The following is a 16261-nucleotide window of genomic DNA, read 5'->3' on the forward strand; positions in this document are numbered from 1 at the left end:
CTTTCTGAGACATGAAACAACAATCCAGGGGACCCAGAGATGAAGACTTCAGTGCGCCTGTCTCTCGTCGCGTCCGCCGCCTTGGCGCTCACTTTCGCCATGGCGGCCCCCCATGCCCGCGCCGACGACCCGGGCATTACCCCGACCTCGATCAAGATCGGCATGATCGGCTCCCTCACCGGCCCGGCAGCGGCGTGGGGATGGCCCACCATCAATGGCGCGCGTATGGTCTATGACGCGGTGAACGCGCAGGGCGGCATCAACGGACGCAAGATCGAGCTGGTGGTCGAGGATGAGCAATGCGCCCCGCCGATGGCGCTGGCGGCCGCCAAGAAGCTGATCCACCGCGACAAGGTCTTCATGCTGCATGGCGGCAGCTGCAGCGGGTCCATCCTCGCCACGCGCGACGAGGTGCTGGCCAATGAAGTGCCGATGATGATCCTCGTCGCGACCATGGACAAGATCGTCCAGGAAAAGCCGAACGATTACATCTACCGCGCCTTCCTGCCCGGCAGTTTCGACGGCAAGATCATCGCCGATTTCATCGCCACCATGCCGAACGTCAAGCGCGTCGTGGTCGTGGGCCATGCCGACGAACACGCCGGCGCGCGCTATGGCACGCTGACCGAAGGGCTGAAAAAGCACGGCGTCGAGCTGCTCGGCCTTGAGACCATCGAGACCGAGCTCACCGACGCGACCGCGCAGGTCCTGAAGATCAAGGACGCCAAGCCCGATGCCGTCGTGCTCGTCGGCCGGCCCGCCGCCTCGGCCGTCTTCCTGAAGGACGCCCACCGCCTGGGGCTGGATGTTCCCATGATCGGCGCCACCGTCGTCGATCTTCAGGATCTTGCCGACCGCATCGGCGGCACTGACGCGCTCAAGAACATGTATGTCGTCGCCGTCTATAAGGGCCCGCTCGGCAGCGAGGCCATGACGCCATGGCAGGAGATGCTGAAGAAGTACTATCCCTCCGACAAGGTGCAGGCCTCCTCCTTCCTCGGCACGTCCGGCGCCCTCGCAGTGGTCGAGGGGCTGAAGAAGGCCGGACCGGACCTCACTCGCGCGAAATTCGTCGAGGCGATGAACGGGATCCAGAATCTCGATGGCGGCCCGATGGCCTGCTCGCTCAGCTTCTCCGCCGCCGATCATGACGGCTGCCGGACGGGCGTGATGTGGGGCGTTCGCGACGGCAAGATCGTGGTGATCGGCGACCGCTGGAAGAACTGAACCGTCCTGTCCATCCGCCGCGAGCAGTCCCAACGGGCCGCTCCTGGCCGACATTCCCGCGTCCCGGCGGAGCCATTCCGCCGGGCCCTTCCTGCCGGACCGGATGGGGTTCAGATGGAAATCGCGACACTGCTCTCCGTGGGGCTCTCCAATGGCTGCCTCTACGGGCTCGTGGGCCTGGGCCTCGTTCTGGTCTACAGCTCCCAGGGCATTCCCAACTTCGCCCATGGCGAATTGTTCATGGCCGGGGCGTTTCTGGCCTACACCGCCATTGTCCTGCTGGGACTGCCTTATTTTCTGTCCTTCCTCATCGCCGTCGTCGGCATCGGCCTCATGGGCATGCTGCTGGAATGGCTGGCGATCCGTCCCATTTCCCTGCACCGCTCACTGGGTCGGGCCTCGAGCGAAGTCGCCATCGTGCTCGCGACCGTGGGGCTCGCCATCGTGCTGAAGGGCCTGGCCCGCATTCCCTGGGGCGATAGCGTGCGCAACCTGCCCACTGCCTTCACCACGCAGACGGTCACCATCGGCGGCGTCGCGATCGCCACCCAGCGCCTGCTGATCGTCGCGGTGACGCTCGTGCTCACCGTCGCTATTTCCGTCTTCTTTGCCCGCGCGCCGCTGGGCAAGAAAATGCGTGCCACCGCGCAGAACCCCACCGGGGCCAAGCTTATCGGCATCCACACCAGCAATATCTATTCGGCCACCTGGGCACTCGCGGCGGCCTGCGGCGCCATCGCCGGCGTGCTCGCGGCGCCGCTCATCTTCCTCCATCCCGACATGGGGACGCGGATGCTGCTGAAAGGCTTCGCCGCCGCCTGCCTCGGCGGCTTCGGCAGCGTGACGGGCGTGCTGCTCGGCGGTGTGCTGATGGGGGTCGTCGAGATCTTCGCCGGCCGCTACATCGCGACCTCGATGATGGATATCTTCGCGCCCATCATCATCATTCTCGTCCTGCTGTTCTGGCCACAGGGCCTGTTCGGCGCGCGCCGCGCCGCGAGGGTCTGAGCCATGCGCACCCTGCTGCAGAACAATCTCGTCTGGCTGTTCTTCGCCGGAACCGTCGCTCTCTCGTTCACGACCGACGCCTATTCCCAGTACCTCATGAATCTCGTGCTGGTCTATGTGGTCATCGGACAGGGGCTCAATCTCATCCTCGGCTTTGCCGGCATGTTCGCCTTCGCCCATGGGGCGTTCATGGGCATCGGCGCCTATGTCTCCGCCTTGCTCACCGCCAAGCTCGGCGTGTCGCTGCTTGTTGCGATGCCGGCGGCGGGCGTTGCCGCGGCCATCGTCGGCGCCCTCATCGGCTTTCCCGCGCTTCGGGTCAGCGGCCTCTATCTCGCCATGGTAACGCTCGGCTTTTCCGAGATCGTGCAATGGGGCATCAAGCACTGGAAGTCGGTCACCGGCGGCCCGGACGGCGTCAGCGTCCCCGCGCCCGTCCTGTTCGGCCACCGCTTCTACGGCGACTACCCGACCTTCTACATCGTCGTGGTCGTCGCCCTGGCCATGACCCTTCTCGCCCAGGCGATCATCCGCTCGAAGCTCGGCCGCGCCTTCGTCGCCATCCGCGACAGCGAGATCGCCGCCCAGTGCAGCGGCATCAAGGTGGCGCGGACCAAGGTCCTCGCTTTCGCCATCAGCGCCTTCTATGCCGGCATCGGCGGGTCGCTGTTCTCTCTCACCCAGAGCTACATCACGCCCGAGAATTTCGGCTTCTACCAGACGACGCTGCATTTCTGCATCGTCATCGTCGGCGGCGCCGCAAGTCTCGCCGGACCCATCATCGGCTCGATAATCCTGACCTGGCTGCCGGAAGTACTGCGCAACGCGCAGGCCCTGCAGGAAATCGGCTATGGCCTCATGCTCATTCTGTTCGTCATTTTCGCCCCGCGCGGCATTGCCGGCTTCCTGATCGACAAGGGCATCCTGCCCCGTGAGCGGTTCTCGCTCCGCCGGCCGTCCTTACCGGGCCGTTCCCGCCCGGCGCCGCAGGAGGGTTAGGCGGATGTCCTCCTTACTGACAGTGGAAAATGTGACGGTGCAGTTCGGCGGCCTCGTGGCGGTCGACAAGGTCAGCCTCACCATCGCCGAAGGCGAGATCCGAGGGCTCATCGGGCCGAACGGGGCGGGAAAGACCACCCTGTTCAACGCCATTTCCGGCCTCGCCCCCACAAGGAGCGGGCGAATGATCTTCGCCGGTGCGGATGTGACCGCACTGGGCGCGCCGGACAGGGCGGCACGGGGCATCCGCCGCACCTTCCAGACGGTGCAGCTCGTCCAGTCCATGACCGTGTTTGAAAACCTGCTGCTTGGCCTTCACAGCCGCGCCGACAACCCGCTCGCGGCCCTGTTCGTCGGCCACGCCGTCAATGCACGCGGTGCGACCGATCCAATGGCGACGATCACCCGGGTGCTGGACTATCTGGACCTCGCCCCGCGCGTCGACCATCTGGTGAGCACGTTGTCCATCGCCGAACAGCGCTATGTCGAGATCGGTCAGGCGCTGGTGGCCTCCCCGCGGCTGCTGATGCTGGACGAGCCGACGGCCGGCCTGTCCCCGGCACAAGTCGCGCGGCTGGACGACCTGATCGCAAGGCTGCCGGCAGATTGGAACGTGTCGATCGTTCTCGTCGAGCACGTCATCCCGCTGGTCGTGAAACTGTGCCACCGCATCACCGTCCTCGACCGTGGGCGGGTGATTGCGGAGGGAACAGGGGAGCAGATCGAGAACGATCCCGCCGTACAGGAAGCCTATCTCGGAGAGCGGCTCAATGCTTGACATCACAGGACTTCGCGCCGGCTACGGCGCCCATGAGGTGCTGAAGGGCCTGTCGATGCGCGTCGGGAAGGGGCAGGTCGTGGCGCTGCTCGGGGGCAATGGTGCGGGCAAGACCACCACACTGAGCGCGATCATGGGGCTGATCCCGTCGCAGGGCGGGGAGATCGCCTTCGAGAGCAACAGCATCCAGGGACAGCCGGCGCACCGCGTCTTCCGCCACGGCCTGTCGCTGGTGCCGCAATGGCGGGAATTGTTCACCGACATGTCGGTGCAGGAACATCTGGAACTCGGCGCCATCGCCTGCGCCTCACGCGGGGACCTTGACGCCCGCGTCGCGAGCGCTCTCGACTATTTCCCGGAACTCCGGGCGCATCTTGGCCGGCGTGCGGGCACCCTGTCCGGGGGACAGCAGCAGATGGTGGCCATCGCGCGCGCGCTCACCGCCCGACCCAAGCTGCTGATGCTGGACGAGCCGTCCATGGGGCTGGCGCCACTGGTGGTGCGCGAGCTTGGCCGCACCATCAAACGGCTCAATGAGGCCGGAACCTCGGTGCTGCTCGTCGAGCAGAACATGCATCTGGCGCTGGGCGTTGCGAGCTACGTCTACGTCATTCGCGCCGGCAAGATCATCACCCACGGGCCGACGGGCGACTTTCACGACGAGAAGGAACTGTTTCATTCCTATATCGGCTGAGGTCGCCCGCAGGGATGGCGCGCCCGCTCAAACGGTGGGCGTCGCCCGAAACGCCGCGCCGTGGCGGGAGAAGACGGCATAGTGCCCCTTGAACCAGGGTTCGGCGGCAAGCTTGGCCCGCCAGGGCGTCGCACGGGCCGCCTCGCGCGCCCGGCTCTGCAGCGCGGCGAGATCAGCGAGGTGATGCAGCGCCATATGGGTGAAAGCGGCGGGGTGCCCGTCGACGATGCGGTAGCGCCGGCAGCCAAGCCAGTGCTCGCAGCCCAGCAGCAGGGGAACATGGTCCTCGACATACCAGGCATTGAACGCTTCTTCATGCTCGGCCGGCACGCTGAAGAAGACGGCATAGAGATAGGCGGAATCGAGCACGCGATCATCCTCGACGTCGGGCCGCTGCTGCCAGCTGATCAGCTCGCCGGTGTAGCGGGTGAAATCCCCGACATTCGCCAGCATCCAGTTCGTCTGCTCGGACGGGTTCTGCTTGATCCGCAGATAGTCCGGCGTCTTCAGCGCCTCCGGCGTCTGCATGTCGTAGACGGCGAGATAGGCCGGTCCCTCGACATTGCGGTAGCGCTGCGCGCCGAGAAAGCCGGGGGCTGCCATGCGGATCGGAATGTGGTGGGTGTCGTACCAACGATTGAAGTCGTCTTCCCACTCCGGGGCAGGCGTCATTTCCGAAAACAGTACAGCTCCAGCGCGCAATTTGATCTCTCCTGCATTCCGCGACGTGAGGGTCAGTGGGACGCGCCGTCAAAGGTCTGGACGATGCGCGAGTGCGCCGTGCGGACATTGCGCATGCCGCGCGGCGTGTTCCGGCTGGCCCCGACGAAACGCGGGATGCCGGCCGTCACCACGGCCGCGACCGAAGGCACGTCACCGTTGCGCATCGCTGAGAGGGCATCGGGCTGCGAGCCGCCGGTCCCGGCGTCGAGCAGGATGACATCGGCGTCGCGGCCGGGAGCGATCACCCCGGCGTTCAGCCGGAAATGGCGCGCATTGTTGCCCGTGGCTGCGGCGATCGCGATTTCCGGCGCCATGCCACCAAGCGCGACGAGATGCGAGATCGTGTAGAGCATGCCCAGCGGCATGATGCCCGATCCCGTGGGCGTATCGGTCGCGATGAGCAGCCGGTCGAGGGTGCCGGTGGCGGTCATCTTCTGTGCGATCAACAGAGCGGTGCGAAGATTCCCGGCCGTGCACAATTGCATCGCCACCTTCGTCTCATGGATCAGCCGGTCGAACCCCGCTTCCGGAATGGCGATAGGCCCGCCATTCACATGAAAGGAGATGTCGGGCTGCATGGCCACCAGATGTTCGGCCCAGATGCCCGACGATCCGGGGATCGACGCGCCCCCGGTATGAACCATCGAAATCAGCCCATGCCGCCGCGCGCTCTCGATCAGCGGCACATAGTCATAGGGTGATGGGAAGGCGCCGAAGCCCGCCTTGACGAAACGCAGCCCGGCGTGGGCCACCTCGCGTAAATCCTCGTCCGTCAGCCCCGGTTCGAGAATGAGGGCGCCGGCATGGACCTTCATGCCGCCCGGACGATAGTCGGCAAAGCATTTCATCGCCGCCACGGCCAGCGCCTTCACGCCGACGGGGTCCTTCGGGCGGCCGGGCGTGTGCACCTCGGAAGCGGTGATCGACGAGGTCACACCGCCATGGACGTAGCTTTCGAGGAAGCCCACCGTCTTCTGGCGCGGCGTGTAGTCGCCGAAGGTGATGTGCACGTGCGAGTCGATCAGCCCGGGCGCGGCGAAGGTGCCGGCGGCGTCGATCACCACATCGGCCGCCTCGACCTCGGCGGGGCTGAGCGTGCCGACGGACTGGATCAGCCCATCGGCCATGAGAAGGGCGTCGCCGTCGCGAAAGGGCGCGTTGATGTCGCCGGAGAAAATGCCGCCAATATTGACGATGGCCGTCTTCATCCCTGCGCCGCCTTCGCCTTGCGCGCCAGCACCTCCTCATGCGTCATGCCGCCGACGCGCCAGTTCAGCCGCCGGCCGCTGGAGGCGCAGAAGATCACCGCCACTTCGTCCGCCTTCGGCCCGCCCGGCACCATCACGGTGATGCCGTCATAGTGCGAGCGGACATAGACCTCATCCTTGTGGTTCATCGGAATGTCGATCACGGTGCCGGGAGCGGCCACCTTCTGGAAGGACGATATCCAGGCCTCGCCGCCGCCAATCGCCTCGCGCACGGGATTGGCGAAAACCGTGGTGAGCAGGGCATTGGCGTGCTCCTGTTCACCCGCCAGCCCCACCAGCGCCCCCTTGCCGTATCCCTGAACCTCGAACCCCGCCATCACCTCGACCAGCTTCGCGCCGACTTTCCGTCCGAGATCGACGCTCGCCTCGATCAACGGAGAAAGATCCGCCCCCACCGTGCCGGCGAGGGGGTTTTCGACCACGAAGATGACCGCCGCCTTGCGCAGGGGCGTCTCCACGCGGACGGCCCCTTCCTCGAAGGTGTCCTCGTACTGGACTAAGACCCGCCGAATGTTCAGTTCCATCTGTCTGTTTCCCTGAGCCCGCCCTCAGCCGGAGGGCTCGGCGGGCGATCTTTGAATATCCGGTCGGCCAAACGGATGGGCGCGCGTGGCATGCGAGCGCCCCTCCGTCGCCTCCCGGGACGACGGTCCCGTCTTTCCGCTCTCCGGCGGCGTGCAGCACGCGCCGGCGCGGACGCTTCCTGCCGCACCCCACGACGCGAACGAATAACAAGTCAATAATTTAGATACATATTGTAGTCATAGGATCGTGGTGTCAACCTGACGGGCACCGCCGCGCGCGGCAGGCAGCGGGCCGGGCGGCGTCAGGATCCGGCCACGGCCTTCTCGAAGCTCTCGAAGAACTCCGCCGCCAGCTTCTTGGACACGGAATCGATCAGGCGCGAGCCCAGCTGCATCAGCTTTCCGCCCACATGGGCCTCGACCTCGTAGCGGAGCAGCGTGCCTTCCGCCGCCTCGGTGAGGATGACGATCGCCCCGCCCTTGGCGAACCCCGCGACGCCCCCTTCGCCTTCCCCGCGAATGCGGTAGCCATTCGGCGGATCGAGATCGAGCAGTTCCACCTTGCCCTTGAAGCTGGCCTTCACCGGGCCGAGCTTGACCTTGGCCACGGCGGAAAAGTGCGTCTCGTCATCCTGGCTTAGCGCCTCACAGCCGGGAATGCAGGCCTTTAGAACTTCGGGATCGTTGAGCTTGGCCCAGACGACATCCTTACTCGCCGGCAGTTGCACTTCTCCGGTCATCGTCATCGCCATGGTGGGCCTCCCTGATGCGCTGACACGGCGCGGAAGCGCCAGTTGTCGCGTGAAAACAAATCCGTGCCTGCGCGGGGCGAGGTCATGCCGCCCACGGCGCGCGCTCGACATGCGCGCGAGTCAGCGCCTCAATGCGGGTGACGCCGAGAAGCGCCATGTCGCGCTCGATCTCCGCCAAAAGGAGCCGGATCGCATGCCGGACCCCGTCTTGCCCGCGCGCCGCGGCGGCGAACAGGAAGGGGCGGCCGACGAAGACGAAATGCGCGCCCAACGCGAGCGCCTTCAGCACGTCCGAGCCGCGCCGAATGCCGCCATCGACCATGACCCGCATGGGCCCGGCGACCTCGGCGATGGCCGGCAACGCCGCCAGGGCCGGCCGTGCACCATCGAGCTGGCGTCCGCCATGATTGGAGACGATGACGCCATCGGCGCCGTGCTCGCGGGCCTGCACCGCGTCCTCGGCCGACAGCACACCTTTGAGGATCAGCCTGCCCGGCCAGCGCCGGCGGATGAGTTCAAGATGGCGCCAAGACAGCTGGTCGCGGGCCCCGATGGCGCGCACGACGTGGCGCGAAAGAATGGGCGGGCCCCGGAAGGCGTCCATGTTCTCGAAATGCGGCACGCCATGGCGCAGAAAGGTGGCAAGCCAGGTGGCGCCGAGCCAGTGCGGCCGCGAAAGCCCATCCCACAGAAGCCGCAGCGACGGCTGCAGGGGAATGCTGAAGCCGGTGCGGACATTGTTCTCGCGGTTGGCCGGAACCGGCACATCGGCCGTCAGCACGAAGGTATCGTAGCCGGCGGCCTCAACCCGGTCGACCATCGCCTCGATGCGCGCGTCCTCGCCGGGCAGATAAGCCTGAAACCAGCGTGCACCGCCCTGTGTCGCGACGCGCTCCAGCGGCATCAGCGACGTCGCGCTGACGATGGCGGGGATGCCGGCCTGCGTCGCGGCGCGCGCCAGCACCAGTTCGCCCTCGAAGGTCGCAAGGCCCGACAGGCCCATCGGCGCAATGCCGAACGGCGCGTCATAGGTGGTGCCGAACAGGGTGGTGCGGGCCGAGCGGGCCGAGACGTCCGCCAGCACGCGCGGCACGAGCTCATAGCTGCGGAAGGAGGCGGCGTTGGCCTGAAACGACTGGCAGGTCTCGGCCGCGCCCGCGTAATAGCCATAGATCTGGCGCGGCAGCCGCCGACGGGCGGCCGCCTCGAAATCGGCAAGGCACAGGAACGGGGCCAGATGCCGGGGCGTCGCGTCCTCGACCCGTGGCGCCGTGACAGCCGGCGCACGCTCCTGAACCGCAGCTTCGCGCAGATGTGCCATTTCAGTCCCGCCCGTGCCGTCGTGCGGGCAGCACGACATTCTGCGGGCTTCCCTGAAGCGCGGCCACCATGGTTTCGGCCGCCTTGACGCGAATGTCCCGATTGGCCGGCGCAGAGTAATAGGCCACATGCGGCGTCACGATGAGCCGGCCGGTCAACCAATCCTCGCGCTCGCGATAGGCGCGCAGCAGGCCCGGCAGGGGTTCGACGGGCGGCTCGACGGGAATGACGTCGAGGCCGGCCCCGGCAACATGGCCGGCCCGCATCGCCGCCTCCAACGCTTCGATGTCCATCACCACGCCGCGCGCCGTGTTGACGATGACGGCGCCGCGCGGCAGCTGGGCCAGTTCCGCCGCGCCGATCATCCCGCGCGTCTCGTGGGACAACAGGCAGTTCAGCGACAGCACATTGGCGACGCGCAGCAGATCGGGCAGCGCGCGGGCCCGCTCGATGCCAAGGGCGAGATCGACGCCGTTCGGCACATAGGGATCGTAGAAGACGACGCGAAGCCCGAACGCCTTGGCGCGCATGGCGAGGGCCGTGCCGATGCGCCCGAGACCGATGATGCCGAGGGTCTGCACATTGAGGCGGTCGATCAGCGGCGTCTCGACCAGAAGCCAAGGGGCGGGGGACGCGCCGCGCTGGAGATCATGATGCAACAGCAGCCCGCGCCGCAGCGCGAGGATCAGGCCCATGGCATGGTCGGCGATTTCGGTGGTGCCATAGTCCGGCACGTTGCACACGAGAATGCCCCGCTCGGCAGCGGTGGCCATGTCGATGCGGTCATAACCGACGCCGATCCGCACCAGAACCGACAGCTTCGGAAAACGGTCGAAGTCCGCCCGGGTCACATGATGCCGGAACACGAGGAGACCGTCGGCGTCGCGGCACAGTGCCGGGTCGAGATCGGCGATCAGCGGCACGTCGTTGAACGAGACCTGGGCGTGCGGGGTCAGTATGTCCGCTTCAAGGGCGGTGTCGGAGTCGAGAATCTCCGGGTAGACGACACGGGGCATCATGGCTTTTTCCGGAGAACCGGCCTTCTCATCACGTCAGACCGGAACGACGGCGGAGGCATCTGCACCCGCCGCCCGCCGTGCGTTGTCGATCACCTGCCACAGCTTGAAAGGGCTGGCGGGCATGTCGAGTTCCTCGATGCCGAGCGGCGCGAGCGCATCCATGAAGGCACTCATCACCGCCGGCAGGGCGCCAACCGTACCGGCCTCCCCGGCACCCTTGACGCCGAGCGGGTTGGTGGTGGTTGGCACGGGATGGCTCAGCACATGGATGGGGGGAAGATCCGTGGCGCGCGGCATGCCGTAGTCCATGAACGAGCCCGTCAGCACCTGCCCCTGCCCGTCATAGACGATCAGCTCGTCGAGGATCTGTCCGGCGCCCTGCGCCACGCCGCCATGAATCTGGCCCTTGAGCATCAGCGGATTGACCACCGTGCCCACATCGTCGACGACGTGATAGGCGACCAGGCCGCGCTCGCCGGTCTCCATGTCGATCTCGACCTCGCAGATGTGGCAGGCATTGGGAAATGTGGATTTCTCCAGCGCGACATTGGCCGCCGCCTGCAGGCCGATCTCCATGTCCGGCGGCATGAGGCGCGGCACGAAGGCGGCTTTGGCGACCTCGCGCAGCGACATGCCCCGGTTCGTCCCGCTCACGACGAAACTGCCGTCGATGAAGCCGATCGCCTCCTCCGGCGCGTCCATCAGATGCGCGGCGATGCGCCGTCCCTTGGCGATGATCTTCTCGCTGGCGCGCACGAAGGAGGTGCCGACCGCCATCATCGTGCGCGAGCCGAACGTGCCGCGCCCATGCGCGACCAGATCCGTATCGCCGAACACGACGGCCACCTCGTCGCCGGTCATCCCGAGAAGCTCCGCCGCCATCTGGTGATAGGCCGTGGCGTGGCCCTGTCCCTGCGAATGGCTGCCGGCGAGAATGGTCATCCCGCCCGAGGCATCGAAGCGGATTTCCGCATATTCCTCGAAAGGCCGGTCGGGCGGACCGCCGGCGATCTCGATGACCGTGGCGATGCCAATGCCCCGCAGCCTGTTGCGGGCGGCCGCGTCGCGGCGGCGCGCCTCGAAGCCGGCCCAGTCCGCGGCACTGAGGCACTTGTCCATGACGGCCTCGAACTCACCGCTGTCATAGGTGAACACCAGCGGCGTCGCATAGGGCATGGCCGACGGCGCGATCATGTTGCGCCGCCTCAGCTCCGCGCTGTCGAGGCCGAGCACCCGCGCCGCCTTGTTGACGATCATCTCGATGCAATAGGACGCTTCCGGACGACCGGCGCCGCGAAACGGGCAGGTCGGCACGGTGTTGGTGAACACCCCCCGCACGCGCACGTCGAAGGCCTCTGTCGTGTAGACCCCCGCAAGGCCGCCAATATTGTTGGTCGGCGCGTGCAGTCCGTTCGACGCAACGAAGGCGCCGAGATTGGCGATGGTGTCGACGCGCAGGGCCAAGAATCGCCCCTCCGCATCAAGGGCGAGCGCGACATCGGAGACGTTGTCGCGCGCCTGATGGTCGGAGAGAAACCCCTCGGAGCGATCCGCCGTGTGCCGCACCGCACGCCCGGTGAGCTTCGCCGCCCACAAGACGAGCACCAGTTCGGGATGAAGGCTTCCCTTCATGCCGAAGGCACCGCCGACATCGGGCGCGACCACCCGCAGCTGATGTACCGGAATGCCGAGGATCGTGGCGAGTTCCTGGCGGATCATGTGTGGCGACTGCAGGCCCGCATAGAGCGTGTAGCGGCCGGTGCGCGGATCATAGGAACCAAGCGCCGCGCGGGGCTCCAGCGAATTGGTGCCGACGCGCGAGATGACGAAGCGCTGCGTCACCACATGCGCCGCACAGGCGAAGAGCGCCTCCGCGTGGGTCCGGTCTCCGGCCCTCAGCTCGAAGCAGACATTGTCGGGATGGTGCTCCCAGACCCGGGGCGCCTCCGGTTCCACCGCCCCGGCCATGTCGACGATGGCGTCGGTCGCGTCATACTCGATCTGGACCAGTTCGGCGGCGTCGCGCGCCTGATTCATCGTCTCGGCGATCACCGCGACGACGGCCTCGCCGACATGGCGAACCGCCCCAAGGGCGAGCGGGTAATAATCGGTCGCGAGGTTCGGCGTGCCGTCGGCGCGCACCCGCTTCACCCTCGTCGGGAAAGGCTGGAACGCCTCCTGCCGCAGATCGTCCGGGGTGAGGATGGCGATGACGCCGTCGGCCTGGCGCGCCTCGGTCACGTCGATCGACACGATCCGCGCCGCCGCATGCGGCGAACGCACCACGCACAGATAGGCCGCGCCCTCCAGCGTCGCGATATCGTCGGTGTAGCGGCCATGACCGCGGATGAGGCGGAGATCCTCGACCCGGCGGACCGGCTGTCCCAATCCCGCAGCATTCATGTCCGCGCGCTCCCCTGCATGGATCCGTTGTTCCCGCACATCCACCGCGCCGGCGCCTTGGCGCCGTTCTGTGCCGGTGTTCCGAACATCGCTCCCACGCCGTTCAATCTCCCGCTGCCTCGAGATAGCGGAGCTTGTGGCTCTGGATCCGGCCGAAGATCGCGTTGATGACCGAGGCAAGCGCAAAGATGATGATGATCGTCGCGTACATGGCGCTGATCTGGAACTGATCGGAGAACTGCATGAGCCGGTAGCCGAGGCCGGCATCCGAATAGGCGACCTCGGCGGCGAGCACGCCGATGATCGCCATCGCCATGCCGAGCCGGCCGCCGACCAGCAGCGCCGGCAGCATCGCCGGCACGTAAATCATGCGCACCTTCTGCGGCACTGAGAGGTGGAAGCTCTCGCCCACCTTCAGCAGGATCAGCCGAATCTGCAGATAGCCGCTGATCGTGCCAAAGATCACCGGAAAGAACGCCGACATCGCCGACTTCACGATCTTCGATTCCACGCCCAGCCCGAACACGAGGAAGATGATCGGCAGGAAGATGATCTTCGGCGTGCCCGCGAGGGCGACGATGTAGGGCTCGAAGGCGCGCCGCATGAATTCGTTCGAGCCGAGCCACAGTCCCATGACAATCGCCAGCACCGAGCCGAGCACGAAGCCGCCGACGGAGGTGTAGACCGTCGTCCAGAGGTCCCGATACATGGAGAGATCGCCGAGCTGGCCGATGAGCGCCACGAAGACGCTGGCCGGCTGCGGCACGAGCCCGTCATAGAGAAGGCCCGAAACCGCGACGAGCTGCCAGACGCTCAGGAGAAGCACGACCGTCCCGACCCTGATCCAGAGGACGGGATCGCGCAGCGACAGCCGAAGGTGTGCGTGAGTGGCGGCGACCATGGGGCTACCTCAACATCTTTTCGATTCTGTCGATGATGGCGTTGCAGGTGATGCTGATCGCAGCGATGGCGATGATCGCCGTATAGGTGCCGGTGATGTCGAAGCGGAAATAGCTGTCCGACACCAGCCGCCCCAACCCGCCCGCATCGACGAGATATTCAATCGCGATGATGTTGATGAGGGCATAGATCAGCCCGAGCCGGATGCCGGTGAAGATCGTCTTCGCACCGCTCGGCACCATGATCTTCCAGAAGATCTGCGATTCCGTTAGATTGAAACTCTTGCCAACCTTGATCAGGGTTTTCGGCACCGAGAGAAAGGCCAGCCGGACATAGACGATCACGGGAATGACGCCGGCGGCCGAGCCCATGACGATCAGCGTGACGTTGTTGCGGCCAAGGATCACCATGAACAAGGGGTAGAGCAGGAAGATGGGCGCGGCGAAGAGCGACGCCAGCCAGCCCTCATAGGCCTTGCCGAAGTGCTTGTAGCGAAAGAGCGCGTAGCCGATGGGCACGGCGGCGATGATTTCGATCAGCACGGTGACGAAGACCATGCCGAAGGTCAGCTTGGTCGCGACCAGCAGCTGGAACGCCTTCTCCCCATGGAAGAGACCGCCAATGGCGGCGCTCGGCGGCGCAATGATGAGGCTCGAAATGACGCCCAGCCGGACCAGCGCCTCGACGATCACCAGGCCGATGATTACCGTTCCCGCGCCGAAGAGCACCGGCGGATCGATCCAGCTGGTGAAAGGCCGCGCCGAGGGGGGCCGAAGCCGCCCTCCGGTCCGGTCGATGGCCGGCTCCACCACGGGGCGGGCGGAAACTGCTTCGTTGGCCGGCACCGAGGTCATGTCGCGCGCATCCATGAGACCGCCATTCTCGCGTGAGCTCGAAGATCAATGGTGATTCAGCCAGTCCAGGCTGGATCCCCGCGTTGAATCGATACGGATGTCGAGCAGGTAGCTCTCGCCCGCTTCGACCGCACGCAAGCCGCGTTCCAACGCTGCGGCGATCTGGGCCGGATCGGTGATCTGCGGCTCGCTGGCGATGCCGAAATCGGCGGCCAGACCGGGAATGTCGATTGCCGGCTCGTCGATACGCTGGCCGATCCACTTATTCTCAGCCGGCCGGTCGCGATGATGCGCCACCGCCTCCTGCTGCACCTCGTCGGTGTAGTAGCTGCGGTTGTTGGCGATGACGAAGAGCACGGGAATCTTGTAATGGGCGGCGGACCAGAGTGCCGAGGGCGCGCCCAGAAACTCGCCGTCGCCCATGAGACCGATGGTCAGGCGGCCGCTGTTGCGCAGCGCAAGGGCGGCGCCGATGGTCATGCCGGGCCCGGAACCCACGCCGCCGCCGCCATCATAGCCGAGATAGTCAAGTGGGTCGCGAAAGGGATAGGCGCCTGCCGGCCAGTTCAGCGGCACGCGGGCCAGGCACAAAGCGCGCTTGCCCTTCACCTCGCACAGCGCCTCGCCGATATCGGCCAGCGTCGGCAGCCCCTCGGGCACGCGGGGCGGACGGGAGGCGGCAGCGAGCGCCGGGGTGGGCGCCGGGGTGGGCGCCACGAGAGCCCCCCCACGCGCCTCAAGGGCAGCGATGAGCGGCGCCAGAACCGCATCCGGTTCCACCGCGAGCTGGATGTCGGCACCGCTGAAGCGCTGGTGATCGCCGCTCCATCCATTATGCACATGGTGGTCGACCGACACATGGATAAGCGTGCGTGGCGCCGCCGCCTCGCCGGCCCCGGCGCGCATGACATCGGCGATGTCGGTCCAGTCGAGGCTGAGCACGACGTCGGCCTCCGCGAGAATCTTGCGGTTCGGCCCAGTCAGGAACAGGTCCGGCGGGGCGCCATGGAGGGGATGCTCGGTCGGGAAGGAGGCGCCGGTCCTCAGATCGGTGATGACGCGAGCGCCCAGCAGCTCCGCCAGGCGGACGCGCAGCGCCCAGTCGGCGGAACTGCGGGAGACGCGGCCAATGAGGATCACCGGCCGCTGCGCTTTGGCGAGCCGTTCGGCCGCCGGCGCGACGGTTTCGGCCGCCGGAACGAGGCGCGGGGCCGGGACGAAGCGCGCGGCGGGCGGCAGCGTCAGCGGCGCCGGCAGGGCGTCTTCCTGCAGACGCCGGTCGAGGATGACATAGGAGGGGCCACAGGGGGCGGTGCAGGCCCTGTTATAGGCTCGCCCCATCGCCTCGATCGTCGCCTCGGGCGAATGGGGCTGGTCGTCCCATTTGACGAAATGCCGGACCATGGCGCCCTGGTCGCGCGCCGTGTGCATCCAGTCGATCCAGTTGCGCCGCACCGCCGTGTCGACGGCGCCCGTCGCGCCCAGCATCAGGATCGGCACCCGGTCGCACCAGGCGTTGAATACGGCCATCATGCCATGCATCAGCCCGACATTGCTGTGCAGCACCACGGCCATGGGCTTGCCCGAGGCCTTGGCATAGCCATGGGCGATGGCGACCACGCTTTCCTCATGCAGCGCCAGCAGCATGTGCGGGCGCTCATTGCCGAGATAGTTCACCAGGCTGTCGTGCAGGCCGCGAAAACTCGATCCCGGATTGACGCACACATAATCGATGCCGAGATGGCGCAGCATTTCGGCGGCAGCGTCGCTGCCCCACGCCATGCTTGTATTC

At 66.5% G+C, this 16261-nt stretch carries 15 protein-coding genes; 5 read left to right on the forward strand and 10 right to left on the reverse strand.

Annotated elements, in window-relative coordinates; genetic code table 11:
• Positions 1-39 precede the first annotated feature (39 nt).
• From J2S76_RS05635 to J2S76_RS05655, 5 genes are all read left to right on the forward strand, one after another.
• Positions 40-1227: an ABC transporter substrate-binding protein gene (locus tag J2S76_RS05635; RefSeq protein WP_307058334.1), complete on the forward strand. Its 1188-nt coding sequence runs from the start codon at positions 40-42 to the stop codon at positions 1225-1227.
• Between the two features lie 114 nt (positions 1228-1341).
• On the forward strand, positions 1342-2235 hold the full coding sequence (locus J2S76_RS05640; RefSeq protein WP_307058337.1) for a branched-chain amino acid ABC transporter permease: 894 nt from the start codon (positions 1342-1344) through the stop codon (positions 2233-2235).
• Between the two features lie 3 nt (positions 2236-2238).
• Positions 2239-3234 (forward strand): branched-chain amino acid ABC transporter permease, encoded by a 996-nt coding sequence (locus tag J2S76_RS05645; protein ID WP_307058339.1) that lies wholly within the window; start codon positions 2239-2241, stop codon positions 3232-3234.
• Positions 3235-3238: 4 nt separating this feature from the next.
• A complete protein-coding gene (locus J2S76_RS05650) occupies positions 3239-4012 on the forward strand; it encodes an ABC transporter ATP-binding protein (RefSeq protein ID WP_307058341.1) in 774 nt (257 codons plus the stop codon).
• Positions 4005-4706: an ABC transporter ATP-binding protein gene (locus tag J2S76_RS05655; protein ID WP_307058343.1), complete on the forward strand. Its 702-nt coding sequence runs from the start codon at positions 4005-4007 to the stop codon at positions 4704-4706. Before J2S76_RS05650 ends, J2S76_RS05655 begins: the two co-directional genes overlap by 8 nt.
• Before the next feature lie 27 nt (positions 4707-4733).
• Here the strand turns inward: J2S76_RS05655 and J2S76_RS05660 are convergent, their stop codons facing one another.
• From J2S76_RS05660 to J2S76_RS05705, 10 genes are all read right to left on the reverse strand, one after another.
• The gene (locus tag J2S76_RS05660; protein WP_307058345.1) at positions 4734-5378 is read right to left on the reverse strand and encodes a DUF4286 family protein; all 645 of its coding nucleotides are present in this window, start codon (positions 5376-5378) and stop codon (positions 4734-4736) included.
• Positions 5379-5440: 62 nt separating this feature from the next.
• Positions 5441-6637, reverse strand: a complete 1197-nt coding sequence (locus J2S76_RS05665) for an amidohydrolase family protein (RefSeq protein ID WP_307058346.1) — start codon at positions 6635-6637, stop codon at positions 5441-5443.
• Positions 6634-7221 (reverse strand): amino acid synthesis family protein, encoded by a 588-nt coding sequence (locus J2S76_RS05670; protein ID WP_307058348.1) that lies wholly within the window; start codon positions 7219-7221, stop codon positions 6634-6636. The genes J2S76_RS05665 and J2S76_RS05670 overlap by 4 nt, the downstream gene beginning before the upstream one ends.
• Positions 7222-7523: 302 nt before the next feature.
• Positions 7524-7973: an SRPBCC family protein gene (locus tag J2S76_RS05675; RefSeq protein ID WP_307058350.1), complete on the reverse strand. Its 450-nt coding sequence runs from the start codon at positions 7971-7973 to the stop codon at positions 7524-7526.
• 82 nt (positions 7974-8055) lie between these two features.
• Positions 8056-9294, reverse strand: coding sequence for an alpha-hydroxy acid oxidase (locus J2S76_RS05680; protein ID WP_307058352.1), 1239 nt, complete (start codon positions 9292-9294; stop codon positions 8056-8058).
• 1 nt (position 9295) lies between these two features.
• On the reverse strand, positions 9296-10312 hold the full coding sequence (locus J2S76_RS05685) for a C-terminal binding protein (protein WP_307058354.1): 1017 nt from the start codon (positions 10310-10312) through the stop codon (positions 9296-9298).
• A gap of 33 nt (positions 10313-10345) precedes the next feature.
• Entirely contained in the window at positions 10346-12715 is a 2370-nt protein-coding gene (locus J2S76_RS05690; RefSeq protein WP_307058356.1) for a xanthine dehydrogenase family protein molybdopterin-binding subunit, read from the reverse strand.
• Between the two features lie 103 nt (positions 12716-12818).
• Positions 12819-13616, reverse strand: a complete 798-nt coding sequence (locus J2S76_RS05695; RefSeq protein WP_307058357.1) for an ABC transporter permease — start codon at positions 13614-13616, stop codon at positions 12819-12821.
• A 4-nt stretch (positions 13617-13620) separates the two neighbouring features.
• Entirely contained in the window at positions 13621-14484 is an 864-nt protein-coding gene (locus J2S76_RS05700; protein ID WP_307058359.1) for an ABC transporter permease, read from the reverse strand.
• Positions 14485-14514: 30 nt separating this feature from the next.
• Positions 14515-16251, reverse strand: a complete 1737-nt coding sequence (locus tag J2S76_RS05705) for a thiamine pyrophosphate-binding protein (RefSeq protein WP_307058361.1) — start codon at positions 16249-16251, stop codon at positions 14515-14517.
• Positions 16252-16261 lie beyond the last annotated feature (10 nt).

The organism is Ancylobacter vacuolatus (assembly GCF_030813595.1).
Classification (GTDB): domain Bacteria; phylum Pseudomonadota; class Alphaproteobacteria; order Rhizobiales; family Xanthobacteraceae; genus Ancylobacter; species Ancylobacter vacuolatus.